The sequence below is a fragment of the Arthrobacter sp. YN genome, assembly GCF_002224285.1.
Taxonomy (GTDB): Bacteria; Actinomycetota; Actinomycetes; order Actinomycetales; family Micrococcaceae; genus Arthrobacter.
The window spans coordinates 3067298-3089282 of sequence record NZ_CP022436.1; the positions used below are offsets into that span (position 1 = coordinate 3067298).

At 61.4% G+C, this 21985-nt stretch carries 38 protein-coding genes and 1 pseudogene; 31 read left to right on the top strand and 8 right to left on the bottom strand.

From position 1 onward, the window contains the following. Positions 1-3: 3 nt before the first annotated feature. Genes CGK93_RS13905 through CGK93_RS13915 form a run of 3 tightly spaced genes read right to left on the bottom strand, consistent with a single transcriptional unit; the run spans position 4 to position 2767 of the window. Positions 4-1050 (bottom strand): L-idonate 5-dehydrogenase, encoded by a 1047-nt coding sequence (locus CGK93_RS13905; RefSeq protein ID WP_089595338.1) that lies wholly within the window; start codon positions 1048-1050, stop codon positions 4-6. Beyond that, positions 1050-1820: an SDR family oxidoreductase gene (locus CGK93_RS13910; RefSeq protein WP_089595339.1), complete on the bottom strand. Its 771-nt coding sequence runs from the start codon at positions 1818-1820 to the stop codon at positions 1050-1052. Before CGK93_RS13910 ends, CGK93_RS13905 begins: the two co-directional genes overlap by 1 nt. A gap of 35 nt (positions 1821-1855) precedes the next feature. After that, positions 1856-2767, bottom strand: a complete 912-nt coding sequence (locus CGK93_RS13915) for an NAD(P)-dependent oxidoreductase (protein WP_089595340.1) — start codon at positions 2765-2767, stop codon at positions 1856-1858. A 70-nt stretch (positions 2768-2837) separates the two neighbouring features. On the opposite strand from CGK93_RS13915, the gene CGK93_RS13920 reads away from it, so the two are divergent. After that, positions 2838-3905 (top strand): D-2-hydroxyacid dehydrogenase, encoded by a 1068-nt coding sequence (locus CGK93_RS13920; RefSeq protein ID WP_089595341.1) that lies wholly within the window; start codon positions 2838-2840, stop codon positions 3903-3905. 98 nt (positions 3906-4003) lie between these two features. Further along, complete coding sequence (locus tag CGK93_RS13925) at positions 4004-4507, top strand: hypothetical protein (protein ID WP_089595342.1); 504 nt, start codon at positions 4004-4006, stop codon at positions 4505-4507. A gap of 85 nt (positions 4508-4592) precedes the next feature. Here CGK93_RS13925 and CGK93_RS13930 read toward each other — a convergent pair whose 3' ends face one another. The 3 genes from CGK93_RS13930 to CGK93_RS13940 form a co-directional block, all read right to left on the bottom strand. Continuing rightward, a complete protein-coding gene (locus CGK93_RS13930) occupies positions 4593-5951 on the bottom strand; it encodes an MFS transporter (RefSeq protein ID WP_089595343.1) in 1359 nt (452 codons plus the stop codon). Between the two features lie 150 nt (positions 5952-6101). After that, positions 6102-6896 carry an IclR family transcriptional regulator gene (locus CGK93_RS13935; protein ID WP_089595344.1) on the bottom strand — a complete coding sequence of 265 codons (795 nt, stop codon included), beginning with the start codon at positions 6894-6896 and terminating at the stop codon, positions 6102-6104. Between the two features lie 231 nt (positions 6897-7127). After that, positions 7128-7418, bottom strand: coding sequence for a hypothetical protein (locus tag CGK93_RS13940; protein WP_089595345.1), 291 nt, complete (start codon positions 7416-7418; stop codon positions 7128-7130). A gap of 297 nt (positions 7419-7715) precedes the next feature. Between CGK93_RS13940 and CGK93_RS13945 the strand changes: the two genes are divergently transcribed. Genes CGK93_RS13945 through CGK93_RS23595 form a run of 3 tightly spaced genes read left to right on the top strand, consistent with a single transcriptional unit; the run spans position 7716 to position 8205 of the window. Further along, positions 7716-7898 carry a hypothetical protein gene (locus CGK93_RS13945; protein ID WP_089595346.1) on the top strand — a complete coding sequence of 61 codons (183 nt, stop codon included), beginning with the start codon at positions 7716-7718 and terminating at the stop codon, positions 7896-7898. After that, on the top strand, positions 7895-8041 hold the full coding sequence (locus CGK93_RS23590) for a hypothetical protein (RefSeq protein ID WP_157731804.1): 147 nt from the start codon (positions 7895-7897) through the stop codon (positions 8039-8041). The genes CGK93_RS13945 and CGK93_RS23590 overlap by 4 nt, the downstream gene beginning before the upstream one ends. Then, a complete protein-coding gene (locus tag CGK93_RS23595) occupies positions 8038-8205 on the top strand; it encodes a hypothetical protein (protein ID WP_157731806.1) in 168 nt (55 codons plus the stop codon). The genes CGK93_RS23590 and CGK93_RS23595 overlap by 4 nt, the downstream gene beginning before the upstream one ends. Positions 8206-8304: 99 nt before the next feature. Here CGK93_RS23595 and CGK93_RS13950 read toward each other — a convergent pair whose 3' ends face one another. Both CGK93_RS13950 and CGK93_RS13960 read right to left on the bottom strand, forming a co-directional pair. Continuing rightward, positions 8305-9429, bottom strand: a complete 1125-nt coding sequence (locus CGK93_RS13950; RefSeq protein WP_089595347.1) for a tyrosine-type recombinase/integrase — start codon at positions 9427-9429, stop codon at positions 8305-8307. Positions 9430-9837: 408 nt separating this feature from the next. Further along, complete coding sequence (locus tag CGK93_RS13960; RefSeq protein ID WP_089595349.1) at positions 9838-10284, bottom strand: helix-turn-helix domain-containing protein; 447 nt, start codon at positions 10282-10284, stop codon at positions 9838-9840. Between the two features lie 289 nt (positions 10285-10573). Between CGK93_RS13960 and CGK93_RS24650 the strand changes: the two genes are divergently transcribed. The 26 genes and pseudogenes from CGK93_RS24650 (at position 10574) to CGK93_RS14090 (ending at position 21940) form a co-directional block, all read left to right on the top strand. Then, on the top strand, positions 10574-10765 hold the full coding sequence (locus CGK93_RS24650; protein WP_089595350.1) for a helix-turn-helix domain-containing protein: 192 nt from the start codon (positions 10574-10576) through the stop codon (positions 10763-10765). Next, complete coding sequence (locus tag CGK93_RS13970) at positions 10762-11031, top strand: hypothetical protein (protein WP_089595351.1); 270 nt, start codon at positions 10762-10764, stop codon at positions 11029-11031. Before CGK93_RS24650 ends, CGK93_RS13970 begins: the two co-directional genes overlap by 4 nt. Then, complete coding sequence (locus tag CGK93_RS13975; RefSeq protein ID WP_157731810.1) at positions 11028-11228, top strand: helix-turn-helix domain-containing protein; 201 nt, start codon at positions 11028-11030, stop codon at positions 11226-11228. Before CGK93_RS13970 ends, CGK93_RS13975 begins: the two co-directional genes overlap by 4 nt. Next, positions 11225-11500, top strand: a complete 276-nt coding sequence (locus CGK93_RS13980) for a hypothetical protein (RefSeq protein WP_089595353.1) — start codon at positions 11225-11227, stop codon at positions 11498-11500. The genes CGK93_RS13975 and CGK93_RS13980 overlap by 4 nt, the downstream gene beginning before the upstream one ends. 59 nt (positions 11501-11559) lie before the next feature. After that, positions 11560-11946 (top strand): hypothetical protein, encoded by a 387-nt coding sequence (locus CGK93_RS13985; RefSeq protein WP_089595354.1) that lies wholly within the window; start codon positions 11560-11562, stop codon positions 11944-11946. Continuing rightward, positions 11946-12089 carry a hypothetical protein gene (locus tag CGK93_RS23600; protein ID WP_157731814.1) on the top strand — a complete coding sequence of 48 codons (144 nt, stop codon included), beginning with the start codon at positions 11946-11948 and terminating at the stop codon, positions 12087-12089. Before CGK93_RS13985 ends, CGK93_RS23600 begins: the two co-directional genes overlap by 1 nt. Further along, entirely contained in the window at positions 12086-12286 is a 201-nt protein-coding gene (locus CGK93_RS13990) for a hypothetical protein (protein WP_089595355.1), read from the top strand. The genes CGK93_RS23600 and CGK93_RS13990 overlap by 4 nt, the downstream gene beginning before the upstream one ends. Further along, on the top strand, positions 12279-12467 hold the full coding sequence (locus tag CGK93_RS13995; RefSeq protein WP_089595356.1) for a hypothetical protein: 189 nt from the start codon (positions 12279-12281) through the stop codon (positions 12465-12467). Before CGK93_RS13990 ends, CGK93_RS13995 begins: the two co-directional genes overlap by 8 nt. Continuing rightward, positions 12464-13588 carry a hypothetical protein gene (locus CGK93_RS14000; RefSeq protein WP_089595357.1) on the top strand — a complete coding sequence of 375 codons (1125 nt, stop codon included), beginning with the start codon at positions 12464-12466 and terminating at the stop codon, positions 13586-13588. Before CGK93_RS13995 ends, CGK93_RS14000 begins: the two co-directional genes overlap by 4 nt. Next, positions 13585-14202 (top strand): hypothetical protein, encoded by a 618-nt coding sequence (locus CGK93_RS14005; RefSeq protein ID WP_089595358.1) that lies wholly within the window; start codon positions 13585-13587, stop codon positions 14200-14202. The genes CGK93_RS14000 and CGK93_RS14005 overlap by 4 nt, the downstream gene beginning before the upstream one ends. 2 nt (positions 14203-14204) lie before the next feature. Further along, a complete protein-coding gene (locus tag CGK93_RS14010; RefSeq protein WP_089595359.1) occupies positions 14205-14567 on the top strand; it encodes a hypothetical protein in 363 nt (120 codons plus the stop codon). Further along, positions 14564-14947: a hypothetical protein gene (locus CGK93_RS14015; RefSeq protein WP_089595360.1), complete on the top strand. Its 384-nt coding sequence runs from the start codon at positions 14564-14566 to the stop codon at positions 14945-14947. The genes CGK93_RS14010 and CGK93_RS14015 overlap by 4 nt, the downstream gene beginning before the upstream one ends. Positions 14948-14949: 2 nt before the next feature. Then, on the top strand, positions 14950-15441 hold the full coding sequence (locus tag CGK93_RS14020; RefSeq protein ID WP_089595361.1) for a single-stranded DNA-binding protein: 492 nt from the start codon (positions 14950-14952) through the stop codon (positions 15439-15441). Positions 15442-15705: 264 nt separating this feature from the next. After that, entirely contained in the window at positions 15706-15900 is a 195-nt protein-coding gene (locus tag CGK93_RS14025; RefSeq protein WP_157731816.1) for a hypothetical protein, read from the top strand. 484 nt (positions 15901-16384) lie between these two features. After that, positions 16385-16549, top strand: coding sequence for a hypothetical protein (locus CGK93_RS23860; RefSeq protein ID WP_198318225.1), 165 nt, complete (start codon positions 16385-16387; stop codon positions 16547-16549). A gap of 274 nt (positions 16550-16823) precedes the next feature. Beyond that, positions 16824-17120, top strand: a complete 297-nt coding sequence (locus CGK93_RS14040; protein ID WP_089595364.1) for a hypothetical protein — start codon at positions 16824-16826, stop codon at positions 17118-17120. After that, positions 17117-17413: a hypothetical protein gene (locus CGK93_RS14045; RefSeq protein WP_157731818.1), complete on the top strand. Its 297-nt coding sequence runs from the start codon at positions 17117-17119 to the stop codon at positions 17411-17413. Before CGK93_RS14040 ends, CGK93_RS14045 begins: the two co-directional genes overlap by 4 nt. After that, positions 17403-18266 carry a hypothetical protein gene (locus CGK93_RS14050; protein WP_089595366.1) on the top strand — a complete coding sequence of 288 codons (864 nt, stop codon included), beginning with the start codon at positions 17403-17405 and terminating at the stop codon, positions 18264-18266. Before CGK93_RS14045 ends, CGK93_RS14050 begins: the two co-directional genes overlap by 11 nt. A 56-nt stretch (positions 18267-18322) precedes the next feature. After that, a pseudogene (locus CGK93_RS14055) lies at positions 18323-19566 on the top strand (replicative DNA helicase). Further along, positions 19563-19748 (top strand): hypothetical protein, encoded by a 186-nt coding sequence (locus CGK93_RS23605; protein ID WP_157731822.1) that lies wholly within the window; start codon positions 19563-19565, stop codon positions 19746-19748. The pseudogene CGK93_RS14055 and the gene CGK93_RS23605 overlap by 4 nt, the downstream one beginning before the upstream one ends. Continuing rightward, positions 19741-20205: a hypothetical protein gene (locus tag CGK93_RS14065; protein WP_089595369.1), complete on the top strand. Its 465-nt coding sequence runs from the start codon at positions 19741-19743 to the stop codon at positions 20203-20205. The genes CGK93_RS23605 and CGK93_RS14065 overlap by 8 nt, the downstream gene beginning before the upstream one ends. A gap of 104 nt (positions 20206-20309) precedes the next feature. Beyond that, positions 20310-20642 carry a hypothetical protein gene (locus CGK93_RS14070; RefSeq protein WP_157731824.1) on the top strand — a complete coding sequence of 111 codons (333 nt, stop codon included), beginning with the start codon at positions 20310-20312 and terminating at the stop codon, positions 20640-20642. Further along, positions 20639-20923 (top strand): hypothetical protein, encoded by a 285-nt coding sequence (locus CGK93_RS14075; protein ID WP_089595371.1) that lies wholly within the window; start codon positions 20639-20641, stop codon positions 20921-20923. The genes CGK93_RS14070 and CGK93_RS14075 overlap by 4 nt, the downstream gene beginning before the upstream one ends. Next, entirely contained in the window at positions 20920-21177 is a 258-nt protein-coding gene (locus tag CGK93_RS14080; protein WP_089595372.1) for a hypothetical protein, read from the top strand. Before CGK93_RS14075 ends, CGK93_RS14080 begins: the two co-directional genes overlap by 4 nt. Beyond that, entirely contained in the window at positions 21174-21605 is a 432-nt protein-coding gene (locus CGK93_RS14085) for an ASCH domain-containing protein (protein ID WP_089595373.1), read from the top strand. The genes CGK93_RS14080 and CGK93_RS14085 overlap by 4 nt, the downstream gene beginning before the upstream one ends. After that, the gene (locus CGK93_RS14090; RefSeq protein WP_089595374.1) at positions 21602-21940 is read left to right on the top strand and encodes a hypothetical protein; all 339 of its coding nucleotides are present in this window, start codon (positions 21602-21604) and stop codon (positions 21938-21940) included. The genes CGK93_RS14085 and CGK93_RS14090 overlap by 4 nt, the downstream gene beginning before the upstream one ends. The last annotated feature ends 45 nt before the right edge of the window (positions 21941-21985 follow it).

Consider the following 21985-nt stretch of genomic DNA (forward strand, 5'->3'; position numbering starts at 1 on the left):
GAGCTATCCGAAGTTCAGCAGGACTTTTCCGGACTCGGCGGAGTTCTTGGCTACCTCAAAGGCTTCCAGTCCGTGGGCGAGGTCGAATTCGTGCGTCACCACGGGGTCCACAAACAACGACCCATCGGCCAGAGCTGTAATGACGTCGTCGATTTCGTCATTGAAACGGAACGAGCCGAGCAGTTCCAACTCGCGGGTGATGGCCAGGGAGATGAACACCGGCTGCGGTCCTGTGGGCAGCAGGCCAACCATCACCACCTTGCCGCCGCGCGTGGCTCCCTTGATGGCCGAGGCCAGTCCGTAGTGGCTTCCCGAGGATTCAATGACGACGTCGGCATCCACTGCCGCTATGGCCTCCGCTTCATCGCCCTTGAGGACCTCGTCTGCACCGACGGCGCGGGCGATTTCCAACGGTTTGTCATGCATATCGACGGCGACGATCCTTCCCGCGCCGGCACGCTTGAGGACGGCGACGGTGAGGGCGCCGATCGGGCCGCTGCCGATCACGAGGGCCGTCTTTCCCTTGACGTCGCCTGCGCGGGCCACGGCGTGCCAGGCAACACTGGCCGGTTCCACGAGCGCAGCGGTGCGAAGGTCCAGGTTATCCGGCAGCGGGCGGAGCATCCTGGAGGGCAGGTTGGCGTAGCGGCTGAACGCGCCGTCCGTATGCGGATGCCGGGCAGCACTGCCCAAGTACGTGCAGCCCGGGGAGAGGTTGGGCCGGTCTTCCGGATACCTGACATCCCCGGGGGCCGGCGTCGCTGGATGGACGGCCACCGGCGTTCCCACGCCAGGGCCGGAACCATCGCCTGCCTGTTGGAGGACCACTCCCACAATCTCGTGCCCGAGGACCATGGGTTCTTTGAGGATGGACTCCCCCGCCGCACCATGCAACCAGTAATGAAGATCTGAACCGCAGATCCCGCCGTAGGCAATCTCCACGATCGCTTCCCCGGCAGCCGGTGCGGTCAGCGGGATGTCTTCGATCCGGAGATCGCCCTTTCCATGGGCCACCACAGCGGGGCCGGAAGCCGGAAGAGTGATGCCCATCAGACCACCACCGTCATTCCACCGTCGACGAAGATCGTCTGGCCGTTGACGAAGTTGGACGCCTGGGAGGCAAGCCACACCACGGGCCCGGCAAGATCGGCCACCGTCCCCCACCGGTTGGCCGGAGTGCGGCCCAGTATCCAGGAGTTGAAATCGGAATCATCCACCAGGTTCTGCGTCATTTCCGTGTGGATGTACCCCGGCGCGATGCCGTTGATCTGCAAACCGGACGCAGCCCACTCAGCAGTCATGGCGCGGGTCAGGTTCCGGAGGCCACCCTTGGCCGCCACATAGGGTGCGATGGTGGGACGGGCCAGGTCCGTCTGGACCGAACAGATATTGATGATCTTCCCTTGTCCCCGGGGGATCATGTGCCGTGCAGCTTCCCTGCCCACCAGGAACGCACTGGTCAGGTCCGTGGTGATCACCCGGTCCCAGTCCTTGACGTCCAGGTCCAGCATCGGGACGCGGTGCTGGATCCCGGCGTTGTTTACCAGGATCTCCAACGGGCCAACGTTCTCCTCAACCCAGGCAACGCCCTCGGCAGCGGACGTGGCATCTGTGACATCGAAGGCCCGGCCGTGCACCCGGCCCGCCGGATAATCAGCCGCCATGGCCTGATGGGCCGCTTCAAGCCGCTCCGGATTGATGCCATTGAGCACCACCGTCGCCCCGGCATCGGCCAAGCCCCTTGCCAAGGCGTTACCGATCCCCCTGCTCGAACCAGTGACCAAGGCAACCCGCCCGGTCAGATCAAAAAGTCCACTCATAGTTTGTTCTTCATTCCTTCTGTGGTTGCGCCGGTTCAGTTGGTGTTCGCCGGCGCTGCATGCGCCCGGCTCAGGTTTGCGATGGTTTGGCGGACCACGGCGAGGTCCTGGTCGCCGAGGCCCTGGCTTTTGAGTTCTGCGTAGAGTTCAATCGCGGCCGAAGCCATGGGAACGGCGGAACCAACGGCTTCCGCGCTGGTCAGCACGAAGCCAAGGTCCTTGTGCATGAACTTGGCCGGACCGGTAGGTGCGTAGTCCTTGGCGGCCAGGCGTGGACCCACGTTGTCCAAAACCCGGCTTCCCGCCAGCCCGCCGGACAGGACGTCAAAGAGGGCGCCCACGTCCATGCCGGAGCGCTCGGCGAGTTCGGCGGCTTCGGCGAGCGCCGCCGTCGTGGTTCCGACAATCAGTTGGTTGCACGCCTTGGCGAGGGACCCTGATCCCAGTGGTCCCATCCGACGTACGGTGGTCCCCATGGCGCCCAGCAGTGGTTGCAGCGTGTCGAACCCGGATTCGGTGGCTCCGACCATGATGGCCAGTGTCCCGCTTTGCGCACCGGCGGTGCCGCCACTGACCGGCGCGTCCATCACCTCTGCGTTGCCACTGCTTGCCTCATGAACCGTCTTACTGAACTGCTGTACCGCTGTGGGCGAGACACTGCTCATGATCACGACGGCGGTGCCGGGCTTTGGCGGTTGGTTCCGCCATGACGCAAGCAGGTCCGCGGCGGCTTCTTCGATGAACGGCAGGTCCGGGAGCATGAAGATGATGGCGTCCTCGTCACGGAGTTCCGCGACGCTTGCTGTGCGACGCACGCCGGCCAGGCTTTCAAAGGCCGCATCGGATCGGTTCCAGCCGGTGACGGACCATCCGGCTTTGGCTAAATTGGCAGCCATGGGAGCACCCATGAGTCCCAAGCCCACGAAGCCCACTCGCTGACTGATCACGGCAGGTCACACCTCACTTCTTTGTGGTCATCTTCAGGAATACTGTTCAATATCCTAGCCTCCATTCAGTATGATGAACACTATGACGACTGATGAACTTACCATCGCCATCGCTGTACCGCTCGAAGCTGAGCACGTAGAGCTGATACGCGCTGTAGATCCTTCCGTAACAGTTCTCTACGAACCCGAGCTGCTGCCCCCGGAGCGGTTCCCCGCCGATCATGCCGGTGATCCCGACTTCAAGCGGACGCCCGAGCAGGAGGAGCGCTACTGGGCCCTGCTGAACCGGGCGCAGGTTCTCTACGGCTTCCCCAACGAAAGCCCCGCTGGACTGGCACGCGTCGCTGCCAGCAACCCCCACCTGCAATGGATCCATGCGATGGCCGCGGGCGCCGGCGGAGCGGTCAAGGCCTCAGGCCTGGACACCGAAACCCTGCAGAAGTTCCGCGTCACCACATCCGCAGGCGTCCACGCGCTACCGCTGGCAGAATTCTCCGCGTTCGGCATCCTCAACGGATTCAAGCGCAGCGCAGAGATGGCACAAGACCAAACCGCCAAGTTCTGGCCCGAGCTCCGCACCCCCACCAAATTGGCCAACGGCTCCAAGGTGGTTATCGCCGGGCTCGGCGAGATCGGCATGGAGACTGCACGCATCGCACACGCCCTGGGCATGAAGGTCAGCGGAACCAAGCGCAACGTCGAAGCCATCGACGGAATAGAGGAGGTCACCGGCAATGACGGACTCCCCGGACTGCTCGCCGACGCCGATGCCGTCGTCAACACGCTCCCCGGTACTCCTTACACGGAGAAGCTGTTCAACAGGGACATTTTCGCCGCCATGAAGCCCGGCACTGTCTTCGTCAATGTGGGCCGCGGAACTGTGGTGGACGAGGAAGCCCTGCTTGAAGCACTCGACAACGGTCAGGTCTCCTACGCTTGCCTGGATGTCTTCGCCGTGGAGCCGCTCCCCCAGGACAGCCCCCTGTGGAGCCACCCCCGGGTACTGGTGTCCCCGCACACCTCCGCCCTCAGCTCTGCGGAGAACCGCCTCATCGCGGAACGGTTCTGCAGCAACCTTCGTACCTTCCTGGCCGGCGGCGAACTGCCCCACCTGGTGGATCCCATCCACTTCTACTAGGCCATCTTCTCAACGCTCGGCCTGCGCAAGGGGCGCGGCCAGGGACTGCCCCTGGCCGCGCCCCTTGCTTTGACATTGCCTTGAAGTAGCATCGCCACATGAATACTTTGGAGGGCCCGCAACGCGCTGTCGTGCGCCTGTTTCCGGATTACGGGGACACGGCGCTCTGGCTTGACGGTCCCATCGACTACTCCCTCACGGGGTTGACTGAAGGCCTGGTGCATGAGCTCCGGGACTGGGAACAGTCCTACTATGAGTCCCTGACACGCGGTTTCACCTGGAAATCGGCGGAGAGTGCTGCCAGATACACCGCTCAGGGTCATCGGCTGGCCCAGCGTGTTGCTGATGAACTCGGCGACGGTTATGAAATCGACTTCACATCCTACGAGGACAACGCCCGGCCGCACCGGTTCTTCGGCACCAAGGCCCCTAACCCGCAGGCGGTTGCTGCCTTCGATGCCCTGACATCCACTTCGCGCGCAGAAAAAGAGAGAGTCGCGCGTGCTTTGGCTGACGCCCCGCCCGGAACAGGCACCGGATGGTTCGCTACCGCTCCCCTTTCGGGCAGCGTTTTCAGGCCGACGCAGAAAAAACAGGAATAGTACGGCAAGCGCCGGTTCCCTGCACAAATGCAGCGTGGCACCCTCCGTTCGGAGGGTGCCACGCTGCATTTGTGGTGCCGGAACGCTACTTGGCGTCTTCGGTACTGACCAGGTCGCGACCCGCCGTCTCCGGGGTGAAGAAGGTGGTTACGAAGGAGATGAGCGCCAGGACCAGGGAGTAGATGGCCAGCACCAACCATGAGTGGTTGGTGGCCGCCAGCATAAGCGCACCCAGCAGGGGTGCGAGTCCGCCGGCCAGGACGGCTGAGATTTCCCGGCTCATGGCCACACCCGTAAAGCGGTACTGGGAGCCGAACAGTTCAGGCAGCAACGGGCACTGTGGGCCAAGCATCGACTGGACGCCGATGGCGATGCCCACGGACATGACGACCCACACCAGAGTGACGTTGCCCAAGGTGACCAGGTAGAAGGCAGGGACCGCAATGATGGCCTGGAACAAGGCGCCGTAGCGGTACACCGGAACGCGGCCGAACCTATCGGACAGCGCGCCGAACGTCACCACCAGGACGGCAGCGAAACCTGCGGCGACCAGCAAGCCCACAGGGCCGATCGAGTTGTTTCCGGCAAAGACGCCTGCCGGCATGCTCATGAACGACACCAGCAGGGCCGAGTAGATGGACGAGTTGCCGTTTTCGCCCATCCGGAGTCCGATGCCCAGGAGCACATTCTTCTTGGAGTGCTTCCACAGCGCACTGATGGGGTTCTTGACCACATTCTTGTGCTTCTCCAACTCCTGGAACGCAGGCGTTTCCTTGAGCTTGAGGCGGATGAAGATGGCCACTGCGATCAGGATGAAGCTGGCCAGGAACGGAACGCGCCACAGCCAGCCCTGCAGGACGTCCTTGTCAGCCATGGCAATCAAAGCAAAGGTTCCCGCGCCGAGGAGGGTACCCAGTTGGATGCCCACGAAAGGCAATGATGCGAAGAAACCACGACGACGGCGCGGAGCTACTTCGGAGATCAGCGTGGTGGCGCCGGCCTGCTCCGCGCCCGCGCCGAGGCCCTGGATGATCCTTAGGGTCACCAGCAGGACCGCCCCGAGCATTCCGGCCTGTTCGAAGGTCGGAAGCAACCCAATGGCGAAGCTTGCCGTACCCATCAGGGCAATGGTCAAGATCAGGACCATCTTGCGGCCAAACCTGTCGCCGATGTAGCCAAAGATCAAGCCACCGAAGGGTCGCGCGGCGAATCCAACGCCATACGTGGCGAAGGAGGCGATCAGAGCGCCCTCCGGGCCAAGGGGGGAAAAGAACAATGGGCCAAAGATCAGCGCGGAAGCCAATCCGTAGATGTAGAAATCGTAGTACTCCAAGGCTGAGCCGACGGAGCTGGCCAAGGTAGCCCTGCGCAGCTGTTCCGGCTCAACAACGGCATCGTCAGCATCAGCTGCGAGCCGTGCATTAGTACGAGTTATCACAAGCACTCCCTCAAAATCACCCCAGGCCCCCGTTGGCCCGGCGAGATAGTGATGGCATCACCGCCAAGATCACTATGATGAACAGCGTACAGCTTGTTGAACTCAGTGCCAAGGTTGTAATCAGATTTATTTAGAGCGGTCCCGAAAGATGCGGGCTCAGCCCATCGGGTTCCCGAGGGATCGCGCCAACTCCTTGAGCTCCTTGACCATCAAGGCGCCCTGTTCCTCGGAGTAGGTGGCCTTGAGCGCTGTGACCGAAAGCCCCAAACTGGGGCCGTGGGCTCCATGGGTAGGCACGGGCACGGCGAGACAGACCACACCCACCGTTGACTCCTCATCTTCGAAAGCGAACCCCTGCTTCCGAATGGCAGCTATCTGGGACTTAAGTTCCTCAGCGGTGCGAAGTGAGTTGGCAGTCATGACCGGAAGTTCCATGCCATCAGGGAACATTGACTCAATGTCGTGATCATGGAGTTGCGCCAGCAGGGCTTTGCCAACGCTGCAAAGGGAGACAGGCATCTTGTCGCCAATATTGGATGTCAGCCTCACCGCAGGATGCCCCTCATAGCGGGCCAAATAGATGACGTGGTCGCCGTCGAGCATGGCGATGCGCACCGTCTCACCTGAGAGGGTAGGTGCCTGCTCGCAATACTTGTAGAACTCCTGTACCTCGTCGAGTCGGCTTAGGTACGCGGCACCGAGCTCCACCAGTTTCCGTCCCAAGGCAAAGTCCGCGCCCTGCCTGGTAATAAGGCGCGCTTCCTCGAGCGCCAGCAGGAGATTGGACGTGGACGATTTGGGGATGCCAAGTTCGCGGGAAAGATCGCTGAGCGTCAGCCGCCCTGACGGAGATCCTGCCAGTGCCTCAAGAACCGCGGCTGCGCGGGTCACGGCGGGCGCAGGCGACGAAGCGCCCAGCCCCTCGGAACGGGTGGTGCGGGAATCGGCCATGATTCTCCTTCGTCATAACTCTCATCGCGTTCATTCAGCTGAACACTACCCATCATAGTGACACGCCGCTGCCATCATGAGGCATGAACCCACCGGATATTCGACACGTGCCGGCCGTTTGGCATACTCGGCTTTCCAAACCCAAAAGTTCTCTGTATATTCATCTTCGAGCTCTCCACCGCGGCATCCCCCAATAGTCGCGGTGGAGAGCTCATCCATTTCCCGGAAAACCTAGGCCGCAGCCACTTCTTCGCCCCTCAGGCACCAACCTCCTCCGGCACCATCCCGCACCAGCTCCCACGTGGCAATGCCGGACCGGAGATTGCTTCCCAAGCGAACCTGGACCTGCCAGACCTCCACATCCACGCGGCCTTGCCCCCTCGGCATTCGCCGTGACTGCTCCCACCATGGGACGCGCTCAAACCAGCGCACAGGCTCTACTACGATCCGCCATTCCCGATTGCCCCTCACCACTACCGCCGGTGTGCCCTGCGTGCTGCTACGGATATATACGTGCTCCATGGGAAGAAACCCTAGATGCGGGCCCTGACATTAAAGGGATGTGGAGAACGTGGGCTTTGCACGAAAAAACCCCGCCACTGCCAGCCAAAAGGCTTGGAGTGACGGGGGTTTCGGTCGGTGGGTCCTACCGGGATCGAACCGATGACATCCACGGTGTAAACGTGAGTGTAGTCCCAGTGCTGGCGCGGATTATCCGGCCCCCTGAGAGGAATTAGGGAGAGTCAGGGTATTGACAGGGTGTATATACACCCTGTAGTTTTGTCTTATCGGAACAAGCCGAAGACGGAAGGCAAGACAATGATCGCAGTAGAGAATCTCGAAGTCGGAATGATGATCATCCCGGAAGGACGCAAGCACGCCGTCGAGGTCATGAGCGTAGACAACTGGGGCAACGCGAACCTCTACAAAATCGGCCACTTCGGCAAGGGGTTCAATGTAACCGCCCTCCCCGCCGGCTCAATGGTCCGTCTCGCAGCATGAACAGTAAGGCAGAATTGCTCGTAATGGCGGCGGCTGCGATTCCCTACTTCCAGGAGCAGTGGGAGAAGAAGCCGAATGAATACACGCGGGGGCGCCTTGATAGCGCACTCCGCACACTCGAACGGATAGAGGAAATGAAGTGATCAACTACGCAGCGGTAGAGAGTGGTGCACGGCTTTATATCGAGGACGGTCGGTTCGGGATCCCCTGGGAGGATGCAACAGCAGATGAACGCGCTGAAGCCATGGCCAAAGTTCGCGCAATCCTCGAAGCCGCCATGCCCCACATGCTGGCGGGCCAGGCGTGAGTAAGGGGACTACCCACCGTACAGTCCGCATCGAAGATGGGCTATGGGATGACGCTAAGGCTGCCGCCAGCAAGAACGGCGACAGCCTTAGCGACGTAATCAGGCAGGCACTGCAGAGATACGTGGCAGCTCATGATCAAGAATCAGAGCGTTCATCCTCAGACTGACGTCATCAAGATCCTGGTCAAATAGCCCGGCGTACACGTCCAAGGTGATCTTGGCTGAGGCGTGCCCCAGCATCCGCTGTACCGACTTGACCGAGGCCCCGGATGAGATCGCCAACGACGCGGCAGTGTGTCGGAGGTCATGCACCCATAGGTCGGCCGGGAGCTTCGCTGCTTTCACAGCCGGGTTATAGGTGCGGCGCTTGAAGTTGTTGGACCGGAGCCATCCGCCACGTGGGCCCGGGAACACGAGGTCATCCCGGGCGAGGCTTGCGGCCCGCCTGGTCACCCTCTCCATCACGTACCCTGGCACTGGCACGTCCCGGGGCTTCCCGTTCTTGGGCGGCCCCACTACCATCTTCCCGTCCACGTCAGTCACGGACCGGGCCACGGTGATGCGGCCACGCTCCAAGTGAAGGTCCTTCGCTCTCAGCTCTGCGGCTTCCCCAAATCGCAGACCAGTCATAGCCAGGAACCACACAAGGTCCGTATAGAAGGGATCGATCGACAGCGCCAGCTTCGATACCTCTGAGACCTTGAGGTAGATATGCTCTCGCTTGTGGCCGCGGGGCAGGTTCACCCCAACGGCAGGGCTGTGCGGGATGCGGCCCTCTTCTACGCACCAGTTCAGGAAGTTGCGGAACCGGCCGTAGATGGTCTCCACGGTCCGGGCGGCTTTCTTCATCCCTGACACCCACTCTTGGATGTCGGCGCGGGTGATGTCCGCGACGATGCGGTTCTCCCAGTACGGCCGGATAGTGGCCCGCACGTCAGAGCGGGTGGCCGCCACGGTGGAGTCCCGCAAATGCAAGAGGGTGTCCATCCATGGATCCAGCAACTCCCCCACGTGGACCCTGCCGAGTTCCCGGGAGGTGTACGTGCCGGACCGTTGCCGGTGATCGATGCTTGTCAGGTGCGCCTGGGCGGCGTCCTTGAAAGCGAATGACGCTTTTTTCTCTTTGCCGTTCTCGTACCACACGGCTTGCCAGCGCTTGCCCTTCCCATAGAGAGGGGTGCGCGTCTTGTCTTTCCTCACCCACCGATCATCGATGCGGCTCATTACTGAAGCTCATGTCCGACGAGTCGTTTCATGGTGGCCCAATCTTTGACGCTCAGGTGGTCTATGTAGGCTCGCACGATGCCAGGTGTCGCCCATAGTTCTCGGGCTACGCCGTCGATGGTGCGGTGTGAACGTGCTGCGTTCAAGAACTCCCGTGGGGAGATGAGCCTTTGGGCGGCCCACTCGTCTGCGAGTTCACATTTGACCGGGCAAACGGTCTTGTAGAAGTTGTGACCTGCGTTGTGCATCCGGCTTGGTGGCTGTCCGGATTGCTTCGAGGTGCTGTTTGTGTCGGTGCTGGTTGCGGGCTTGGTGTCCAACGCGGCTGTTCCCCTTGATGTCTAACATTGGTCACCTTTGGTGGTGCCGAGGATGACTTTACAGCCTTTCCCTACCTTTCCCTTTTTGTCAGTGGTCAGTGCTAGGGGCTTCGCGCTCGTCTTTCAGCTTGGAAACTTCGACAGTCAAGTGACGAACGCGATACTGGAGTTCCATTAAAAGCTCTTCGGTGGTCAATTGTGACGCCTTTGTGACGGGTTTGCCGGTCTCGGCATCCAGCTCATCCCAAGATTCCTGCTGTGCACCAAGCTTCATGTCATCGGTGGTGACAAGCGACAGGTCTATGTCCTCGCGGCGATCCCAGATCTGTCGGATGGACATTGCACGCCAACCCAGAACCTTCTCAACTGCATGGAGTTTCGTGTCATGCAACAGCCGATCCCCGGTTTCGAGGGTCCGGAGGGTCTTGACGTCAATGCCGGCTTCCTTAGCAAAAACAACCTGCGTCTTCCCCTCCTGGACGCGTGCGGATGCAACTAAGCGGCCGATCATCTTCAAAGCTTCTATGTCGTTCACATCCTCATCGTGTAGGAGAAGTTAGGGAATATCAACTGGGCAAACCGCCCAAGGTCACCCTTTAATTCGGGAAACATGTCCGGTAATTACGCCTTTGTAATTCAGGTATTCGGGCATGTACCCGCGGGTATCGGGCATCTTTCCCTAAGGTTGGGTAGACCTTTCCCTAACTTTCCGCTAGATTGGGTATGTGCCAACACCGACAAACCCGGCCCGCAGGGGGCCGCAGAAAACCTACCCTGAAGACCACGACTGGGAGCGCGTAGGCGCGACAGTCCGTGAGATCCGGATGGAGTTAAACCTGACCCAAGAGGAACTGGCAACCGCAATCGGTTACCGCGGCGCTCCCTCCATCAGTCAGATCGAATCCGGTCTCAGGCCCCTGACGAACTCAAAGCTGGTTGCTTTGGCCAAGTTCCTAGGGGTCCACCCGTCAGATATCCGCGGTACGAAACTCTCTGTGGTTAGGAGCTCGTCATGACACAGGCCATGGTCCTTGAAGACCGTACGTGGACCGATGACGCGATGGACGTCCTTGCACAGGTAGCCAAGAGGGGTGAGCCCTTCACGGCGTACGCACTCACCCAGGCTGGGCTCCGAAACCCTCCGCATCCCAGCATGTGGGGCACGTTGTTCCGGCATGCTGCAGAGCGCGGAGCCATCCGACCGGCGAAGGTCCCGTTTGTCCGGTCACCGCGCCCGGGCCGCAACGGCGGGGTCTGCGCCCAATGGAGGGCCGCACGATGACCCGCACTGGAGACGCCACCGTGAAGCAGGTAGCCGAACACCTCGGCCACCACCCCGTAACCATCCGCACCATGGCCCGCTCCGGCGAGTTCCCCGGAGCCTACAAGGGCGGCTCAGGGAAAAAGAACTCACCACTCCGCATCCCCTGGGCCGACGTGGACCGCTGGCGGGAACGCCAGCCCCGCGCAAGCCAATGAGTGCCGACATCCACCAGACCGTGCTGGCCGCACTCACTGAGGTGGCAGAGACGGAAGACTTCCTCACCGTTGTAGCGGCAGCAGTAACTGAAGCACTCACCACCGCGGGGTACTTCAAGGCGGCTGGCACGGAATATGCGATCCGCAGGGGGACTGTCATCGAGGAAATCGGGTTCAACACCGAGGGCCAGGCGATGAAGTGGGCAGAGACTCACCTCCCGAAGAACACCTTGTTTGAGATTCCGAAACGGCCCGTAGGGGTCTGGCAATAGAAGAAGGGCCCGGCAGCCACCGGACCCTTCAAGTCACCAACACCGACAAAGGAAGAATGATGACCAACTCTCAGATTACGCCACTGATGTTCGATCGGTCCATGGCCACTCAGGTTGTCCGCTATGTGACGGGAACCTTCGCCGCTGAAGGGCCCAAGGACTACACAGAGGACGAACTCCAGACCCTCGCCCGGAAACTCTCGTTCATGACCGACTCCGATGTGCAGTGGACGGCGCTGGACCACCTCGTGACCACGATCCGTGAACTGGACGAACTGGACCGGGGAAACCATGACATGCACGAGTGCTGGAGGGACGGCACCGTGGACAACACTCTCTGGGTGCTGGACAACATTGAGGGGCGCATCAGCGAGTCCGTGGACTACGTGCTCATGACGGCCCGGTTCCAAGCCCGCTACGCCGATCTCCACCTGGCGGCGGCGTAATGAACGGCCTGATCTTCCTCAACGCCATCCTGGCCCTCGGATTCCTCCTAGCGATCCCGTGGGCCATCCGTGCCGACCACGCGGACGTACACCTTATGCACCGCGCCGGCTCCGGATGCAGGGACTGCGAGGACCTGTCATGAGCCTCACCCCGTATGACCTCGAATGCACCTGCCTGGACGACGAACTGTTCATGTGCCGGGAATGCGGAGAGATAGGCGAAGAGATCGGTGGTTGCCCTGCCTGTTACGGAACCATCGAGCTCGTCCCTGATGACACCCGCATGGAGGACTACCCAGCCACGGACTGCCCGCAACATGGAGGTTCCGACGATGAGTGACAACAGGTTCTGCTACTGCGGTGACCGTTACCGCTGCGATGACTGCCACAAGGACGTCTGCTTCTGCATATGCGAGACGGACGGCGCACCCCAGGCCCGGGAGGAAGTTACCTCCGGCTGGGTGAACCCATCAACCGCCCGTATCGAAGCCTGGGCCAACAAGAGGGAGCTGACACGATGACCACCCAATTCCGCGAACCTACCGGCAAACCCTCCTGGCCCATCCTCCTTATTGCGGGCGGGGAGAAGGCCGGCAAGTCCTACGCCTCCGCCAAGGCTTCTGCTTCTGAGCTCATCGGCCAGACCTACTGGGTTGGTGTTGGTGAGGATGACCCTGATGAGTACGGAGCCATTGAGGGTGCCCGGTTCCTCATCGCGAAGCATGACGGCACGCACAAGTCGATCCTCGCCGCACTCCGGGACGCTTCAAACCAGCCCCGCGTGGACGGCAAGCCAAACCTGCTGGTCCTCGACTCCGGAACGCGAGTCTGGGAGATGCTCTCCGACGAAGCCCAAGAGCGAGCCAACATGCGGGCCAAGAAGACCGCCGAGAAGTGGAAGAAGCCCTACGACCCGGACGCGGAAGCCACCATCGGCCCGGACCTCTGGAACAAGGCCACCGCCCGCTGGCAGGACGTCATGGACGTCATGCGCGAGCATGACGGGCCCTCCATCATCACTGCCCGCCTAGACATTGTGGCGGTCATGGACGATAAGGGCCAGCCCACGAAGGACAAGACGCAGAAGATCAAGGGTCAGAAGTCCCTGCCGTTCGACGTGGGAGCCATCGTTGAGATGCCGGAGCGCGGCAGTTCGTACCTGACTGGGGTCCGGTCCCTCAAGCTGGACCTGCCCGTAGGAAACAAAGTCCCCGTCAGGGACTTCTCGGTGGATTGGCTGTGGCGGAAGCTGGGCCTTGACGCCGAGGGGGCCACAGCCCCACGCCAGTACTCCAGCGCTGATGGTCAGGCATCGGCCGCCGTGCCGGAAGAGGAAGCCCCGCAGCAGCAGCGCATGCAGCAGGCGCCGCCGGCAAACCCCAACGAGGACGCTGGAGCCCAAGCGCTCCATGCCCGTCAGGCAGCAGCCCGCGCCGCAACCCCCGTATGGGGTGATGAGCAGGCCGAGCAGCTTGAAGTGCGCCTCTATGAGGCCAAGGGCAATGTGGACCTCCTGCGGTCCATCTGGAAGTCCGCGCAGGGCATGGGAGCACCTCAGGCGGTCCTGGACCGCATCGCAAACATCAACAAACCACAGGCCGCACCGGCCGACACGACACAGAAGGAGATGGCAGCAGCATGAGCGCACCAGCCGAAGAACGGGCAGAAGAGATCACCGTCGTGGACATCCGCGAAGAGAACCTGCGGTTTGTGTTCAAGAAGACCATTGTTGATGCCCTCACGGCGGAGATCAAGAAGGACCGTGAGGAACACATCAAGCCCCTACTGGAGGAATGGCGCCGGTCCGGTAATAAGTCCTTCTCCGTGGCCCTCCCGGACGGAACGAAGATCGGGCAGGTGTCCCTCACGGAGGGCAAGGACGCGACTGTGATCGCTGACGACACGGCGTTCTTCATGTGGATGAAGAAGAACCACCCGGAAGAGATCGAGACCGTGGTTGTTCCGGAGAAGGTTGTCCCGGCGACGTCGTATGAACAGGTCAAGCCGGCCGCACTCAACCGCCTGCTGGAGGAAGAGTTCATCCAGGCCGGTGACCAGATCATCACGAAGGACGGCGAGCCCGTCCCCGGTGTTGAGCACCTGAAAGCTCCGGAGCCCTCACAGTTCAGCGTCACCTACGCCGGGACCAAGGCCGCGGACAAGGACAAGACCAAGCAGAAGCTGTTCGCCGCGTACCGTAACGGCGACCTGGCCCACCTGAACCTTGGATCCGCGCTCCCCCAGATCGAAGGCTGAGCATGAGCGTTGACGTCCTGAACCCGGTCACCATAGAGCAGCGTATCCGGGACATCAGCAACCGGATCGCCAAATCGGCCGGCGTCTGCAATGAACGCTACATAGCGTTCCTCACGGCGGATCGGGAGTATGACCAGGCGTTCGCCTCGGCGTACATGGTCCACGAAGGTGCAGCGCACGAGAAGAAGTACGCGGCTGAGCTGGCCACCCTCGCTGAGCGGGAGGCCCGGGACGTCACGGACGCTGCCTACAAGTACGCGGACCGGCTGGCTAAGGCGCTGGAGTCGGAGCTGCGGGCGTACCAGTCCATCGGCGCCAGCGTCCGGGCCATGTTCGGAGTAGCCGGAAGGGGCGAAGGTTCATGAGTAAGAACACTGGTTTCACGAAGGCGCAGAAGATCGCCATCACGGCCCGGGATCTGGATTGTGTCATCCACGGCGCTGGCGGGGACTGCGTTGGGGATCTCGTCCACCATCACCGGAAGGGCCGCGGACATGGCGGGGTGAAGTCCCGCAACCGGGTGGCTAACGGTTTGCTGGTTTGCTCCCGCTGGAATGACCTTGTGGAGTCCATGCCGGACCTCGCGGAACAGGCGCGCATGAACGGGTGGAAGGTCCGGTCTGATCTAGAGATAGACACCCGACCCGTGTACATCCCCCGCATTGGCCGGTTTGTCTATCTGGACGACGAGGGCCACTACACAGATTTGCAACACAACATCATCACTAGTCAGGAAGCAGCGTAAACATGGCAGGCGAGACAACTATTACGGTCATCGGGAATCTGACGAATGATCCTGAGCTCAGGTTCACCCCGAGTGGTTCAGCGGTGGCGAACTTCACAATCGCCAGCACTCCCAGGACGTTCGACCGGCAGTCGAATGAGTGGAAGGACGGGGAGACTTTGTTCCTCCGGGCCTCGGTGTGGAAGGAAGCCGCAGAGAACGTGGCCGAGTCCCTCACCAAGGGTATGCGAGTCATCGTATCCGGCCGCCTCAAGTCCCGCTCCTATGAGACGAAGGAAGGCGAGAAGCGGACCGTGATTGAGTTGGAGGTTGACGAAATCGGCCCCAGCCTCCGGTACGCGAATGCCAAGGTGAACCGCACTCAGCGGAGCGGCAACGGCGGCGGGAACTCGGGCGGATTCAACGGTAACACCGGTGGCGGAGGGTTCGGCGGTGGCGGGCAGCAGGACGCCGGCAACTGGGGCAACGGGCCCGACTCGGAACCTCCCTTCTAAACCAAACCACCCTGTTCGAGGGGCTGGGATCTTCGGATCCTGGCCCTCCTTTTGTGTGAGTACTCTCACATCCGAACCAAGTAATCGAAATGGGGAAGCAAGTACAAAAGAACCCGAAATAGGTGGTAAAAAGGGGAAAAATAGGTACTTCTGAGGTAGACTTTACCTATCCAGATAAACCAAAAGCCCCGCCGATGCTGCGAACATCTGACGGGGCTAAACACCACTGATTGGAAGTGGCTCTAAATGCAGAGTAGCAACAGCATGCCCGACAATGCAATGCGACCCCTTGAGATCGTGTCGCAAGTAGCCAGGACGCACACCGAAACCAAAGCCCTTCTGATAAAGGCGTCGAAGGAAGCCAAGGATCAAGGTCACACCTATGAGCAGATCGGGCAAGCATCCGGCGTAAGCACTATGCAGGCATGGCGCCGAGTCAACGGCAAGGTCCAGGCATGAGAACTGTCATTAGCCTCTGTGACCTCACAGGGAACATGGTCAAACCGTGGGTAGAGGCGGGATACAAAGCCGTATTGGTAGACCCCCAGCACGTAACTACTCGAATCGAGGGGCCCGTTACGAAGTTCGCCGGCACCGTCGAGGATGTCATGGAGTTTGCCGGCCACCTGATCCGATCTGGCGATGTCGCCATGGTTTTCGGATTCCCGCCGTGCACGGACATGGCAGTCAGCGGGGCCCGCTGGTTCAAAGACAAGCATGCCAAGGACGCGCTCTTCCAGGCGAAGGCCGTCATGGTTGCGGAGCAGTGCCGTACCATCGGCCGGCTGAGTGGGGCGCCGTACATGGTGGAGAATCCTGTCTCCGTGTTGGCCTCAGCGTTCGGGAAGCCGCAGCACACCTTCCACCCGGCAGACTTCACCACCTTTGAACCCGGGGATAACTACACGAAGAAGACATGCTTGTGGACCGGGGGGGCTTTCAAATGCCGGAACCCGCTAAGGACGAAACACTGGGCGCACCGGACAACCGCATCCATTTTGCGAGCCCCGGCCCGGAGCGTGCCAACTTCCGGAGCGCTACCCCGATGGGCTTTGCCCGTGCCGTATTCGAGGCCAACCATGTTGCCGCGCTGGAGGTGGCAGCATGAGCGTTGATAACTCACCGCGCCGCGCTGGTGGCGGCACGGTGGTGCCAGAGAAATGCAAACAATTGGTGAGCCTACTGGTGGACGGTGGCTGGTCTTTCGTCTTGAACCACGGCATAGATACTGGCAGCAGCCCATTTGTGACAGTCGAGGCTAGGAGAAGAGACGACCACGTGATGGTCACGTGGCACACACGCGCAACTGGGACTTACCGGCTGTTTAGCTGCATGTTCAACCGGCGTGATGTGTCGCTGACCAGGCTTCAGGAGGTGGCACCATGACAGTCCTTGATGACTCGATAGCAATTCTTCACGGGACTAATGACAACTCTCTTCGGTGGCTGTGGTTGTCGAAGAAGCACGGCACGGTGGTGATTGCCCGCGTGAGTGACAGCGGGTTCTACATGCGGGAGCCGGAGGCGCCTGGTGTGGCCGAGATCGCCGCGAACCTCCCCCGCCTGTGGTCCTGTCACACGGCCGGCGTGAACCTCGCTGGGCATGCAACGCACATGCTGGAAGCACCGCAACTGCAGAACATTGTTCGCATCCCCGGGGAAAGCGTGGTGACGGCGTGAGTCTCATCTTCACCCATGCAGCGGAGCGCTGGAAAGAAATGAAGGACGCCTATGACGCTCATGTTCAGGCGGCCTACGACAAAGCATTGGAAGCGACAGGCGGAGTGTTGGTAAACAAGCTGGGCCGGGCCCTGCACATTGATGGGCTGGACCTTTTCACAGGGCCAGTGTCACGTGCCCACCGCTACGCCTCCTGGGAGCTGCTGGAGCACTGGCAGACCACACCACGGCTAAGCCTCAAGGACTTTGAGTCTCAGTGGGTTTCCGGGGAGGTGGAGTACATTGGCGCGTGATCGTGCATCCATCAACACTGCCATCCACACGGACGATGACTGGCGGGAGCTGAACGTCATTGAGCAGCACCTGTACTGGCTGCTGATGACCCACCCGAAGCTCAGCTATGTGGGCGTTGCGGACTGGCGGCCGGCGCGGCTGGCTGCCATGACCAAGGGCATGACGGCGGACACTATTCGCGCCGCTGCGGAGGGTCTCCAGGCGGCCCGTTTTGTGCTCATTGATGACGAGACTGAGGAAATCCTCATTCGGTCTTTCTTGAGGCATGACGGGCTCTTGAAGCAGCCGAAGCTATCCATCTCCATGGTGAACTCCTACGCGGATGTGGCTTCGAAGCGCATCCGCCAAGTCCTCACCTTTGAGTTGCAGCGACTCCATGGTGAGTTCCCCGAGTGGGCGGCCTTTAGGCAAGACAAGGTGATGTCTCTGGTCAAGGGTAAGGGTGCGGATATCTCAACATTTACCCAAGGGCTTACCCTTCCGTTTACCCCTGAAGAAACGCTGCCTTTTACCCTAAACCCTGACCGCCCGGAAGGGTTGCACACAGCTACAGCTACTACTACAGCTACCTCACCTAGCGGTGAGGGGGTGCAGGGGGAACGTAAGAAGCCGGAGCGTCCACTCCCTGCCAACTGGGTTCCGAACGGCGCGCACATCGAATATGCAAAGAGCCGTCTTTTGAATCTGGACAGCGAAGCCGAGAGGTTTAGGCTTCACGCTCAGGCTAATGACCGTCGTCTCCGGGATTGGGATTCCGGGTTCCGGATGTGGCTGACCAAAGCCACGCCGACACTGCCTAAGTCAGCAAGCCCCTGGTCCCCTGAATTCCACAAGATCGGGGCCCGGTCATGAGCGAATCACTTACCCCGCCGCAGGACATCGCGGCTGAGCAGTCAACGCTGGGATCGATGCTCCTGAGCTCCGAGGCAATGCAGGACGTTGTGGAGATCGTGACGGGCCCGGACTTCTACCGGCCGGCGCATGAAACGATCTTCCGGACAATGCTGGAGCTTCAGGGCCGGGGCGAGCCGGTGGACGTGATCACCGTGGGCGCCTCGCTGGTGGTCTCCGGGGAGGTTGACCGGGTGGGTGGAGTCCAGTACCTCCACGAGATCAGCCAGGCCTGCCCCACCCCGTCCGTGGGGTCGCATTACGCGCAGATCGTTGCCCGACACGCTACCCGCCGCCGGCTGGCCGCCGCCGCGCACAGAATCCGTGACATCGCCCACCAGCCTGGGGACGAGGCGGAGCTGGTGGAGCTGGCCCGCAAGGAAGTCGATGGGACATCAAAGGCGACCACGACAACAGTCCAGTCCTTCGGGGAAACCATCGATGTGATGTTGTCCCAGTTGGATGATGAACCGGATCAGGTGCCCACCCCATGGATGGCTGTGAATGACATCATCGGCGGCCTCCGTCCGGGTGGCTTGTATGTGGTGGGTGCCCGCCCGGCCGTGGGTAAGTCTGTGATCGCCCTGCAGTTGGCCAAAGCTTTGACGGCCAAGGGTGCTGTGGCGTTCTCGTCCCTTGAAATGTCTGAGGCGGATGTGCAGATCCGGGCTGTGGCCGCGGATCTGCGGATCGATCTGGCAAGGCTCATGAAGCGGGATCTGCTGGCGTCAGACTGGGCTGCGATCCGGGCACGCCGGGCCGCATGGCAGGACGTGCCACTGTTCATCGATGACAACTCCGGCGTGACATTGACGGACATCAAGCGTTTCGCCCGTTCGGTGAACCGCCGGCAGCCCCTCGCTGGGCTGGTGGTGGACTACCTGCAGCTCATGGCGCAGCCCGCCGGGGACAAGCGGCCCCGGCACGAGTTCGTGGCGGACATGTCCCGGCAATTGAAGATCCTGGCCATGGAGATGAAAATTCCCGTGATCGCACTGTCTCAGCTCAACCGAGGGTCCACCCAGCGAGCGGACAACATGCCTCAAATAAGCGACCTCCGCGAGTCTGGGCGGTGGAGCAGGACGCCGACGTGGTGATCCTCCTGCACCGAGAAATCATGGGAGAGAACACCGGAGACCTGTCTATGCTGATCGCAAAGCAACGCAACGGGCCTACCGGACTCGCAGAGCTCGACTTCTGGGGCCACTACTCCATGGCGCTCGACAAGGGCGCCAGGCTCCCCATGAGGGCCGTAGCGTGAGCCGCCGTAAGGGGACGCGGGTGTACCGGCTGGACATTGTGCACGAGGCCACCCTGGAGCGCACAGCGGCCGTTATGGGCACGACTGACCGGGAGTTGCTGCGGAGGCTGGTGTGGGTTGCCGGCCGGTCACCTGAGGCATGGCAGGCGTTGGAGCGGGAAGTGGAGGCACTGGATGCGTGAGTGGACTGTGACCGTGCCGGCCCCGTATATCAAGCCGGTCCGGAAGCAGAAGACGGGGAAGATGTTCACCCGGAAGCCGTGGCTGAACTCGAATGACCGGGATCATTGGCGGGTGTTGTCTCCGATCCGGGCGGACTGGCGGAGGTTGGCGGCTGAGGCCGCGGCCGCTGCTGGCCTCCCCCAGGGCCTTGACCGGGTGACGATCACCGGGCGTGTGGTGAAAACCCGGGCCGGTGACTTCGACGCCATGAACTTCTACCCCACCGCCAAGGCCATCGTGGATGGGCTGATCGATCACGGGATGTGCGAGGACGACAACAACCGTTACGTGGAGGGCCCGTTCCTTTTCGAGGGCGGGAAGGGTGATCCGTGCATCGTCCTGACCATCCGTGAGGTGCCGGTTTCCCTGCCTTCGGGCGTGGATGACACGCCTTTGGGTGCGGTTTTAGGGAAATAGATGGAAAAATAGGGAAACTGTTGCTAGGCTGGGTATACCGACAAAGAGAAGCCCCCGCGACCACTGCAATGGTCCGGAGGCTATGACCAGGAAAGGAACTCCTGATGCACACCAGCCTAGCAACACTCCCGAACGTGGACTCTCCAACGAGTCCCGCAGGGATCGCCCCGTGCGCTAACCCGGAATGCGGGAAGCTCACACGCTCATCGAAGATGAAGAGTGCGGACTACCCGGACACCATCGCCCGTGGCGGTGGCGGGATGTGCGTCACTTGCTGGAAGCGCTCCAAGCAGCCCTGCGAAGTGGCCAACCCGCTGAAGGCGCTCCAGCTCAGCCACACCATGGCCGGTCTTGGCTCTTTCATGGAAGCTCGCCGCCGGCGTGGCGTTCCTGCTGGCGGCCTGCGTTGCGAGTACCGCTTGGAGGAAGCAGCATGACCCCGGAAGAGGTTGCTGAGTCCATGCTCAAGCGGGGCAGCACCGAAGTCACGGAATTCAAAGACCTCAAGGTGGGCTCACGTGTCCGACGCTCCGCCGAACAATGGGGCGAGGCCTACACCAAAGGCACCGGAACCATCGAGCGAATCTTCCACAAGCAAAACTCGTCCTGGGAACGGAAGTATGGCCGCCCTGACGTGGAGCTCATCGTCAAGCGCGACGACGGCGAGTACTCATACCTGGCTGACTACCACGTAGACCTTGCCGAGGTGCAGTCATGAGCACCGAAGAGCCGTCATACCTCGCTTTCGCCCGGGCTAACGTCCGTGACGCACAGCCCAGCTCACCGGCAGTCGTCCGTGAACTTGTGGCCCGCATCGACCGAAACGCAGCGAAACCCAACCCGGAAGCCGCCGTACAGGCCATCGAGCAGATCCGCGAGGCCGTGGACTTGCTCTTCAAGGGCCAGTCCACGCCGACCGAGGCAGTCCGCCAAATCGTAAAGCACCTGAGCTCATACGAGGTCCAGCCATGAAGGCTCTGACTGTGAAGCAGCCGTGGGCTGACGCGATCATCCGGTTCGGTAAGGACGTGGAGAACCGTTCCCGCCCGACGAACTATCGGGGCCCGCTATTCATCCATGCTGGGGTTGCTGAGTCGAAGGAAGCGCGGGACTGGCCGGCGATGCGGGTTGCTTTCAAGCACCATGGGATCGTTCCTGATGACCCGATGATCGGGATGCCCCGCGGCCAGGTCATCGGAACCGTAGATGTCATCGACTGCCACTACTGGGAAGACTGCGCGAACCTCTGCGATGAAACAGTGTGCTCAGAGTGGGCCATGACTAAGCACTACCACTGGGTGTTGGCTAACCCCCAGCCGCTGGCACTGCCCTTCCCGATGACGGGCAAGCTTGGCATCTGGAACATGGAAGCCCCTGACTCGAAGTGGTACAGCGCATGAGCCCGCAGCGTGTGCAGCGGAAGCCCCTCGAACTGCACGTGTACCCGAAGCAATTCACGCGCACAGGGCAAGAGGTCTATGACCTCGGGCGGCCAACAACAAGCTGGGGCGAAACGCTCACGCCAACCTGGGTCGTTGACATGGAAGCGCGGAACAAACACCTCACGGGACCCGAGCTTGCCGCTGAGCACTGGCTGTTCTGCTGGCTGTGGGAGAACAGCATCGCTGGCGATGACGGCTACGACGGGCACCCTGTGACACGGGAATACAGGCGCCGTGCCGATGTTATGGAGCGCTTCGCCACCCACCCGCACTACGACGAGGCCGACCAGTGACCCCCACGGAGCGTCTCGCGCAACTCGCCACGACGTGCCCGCACC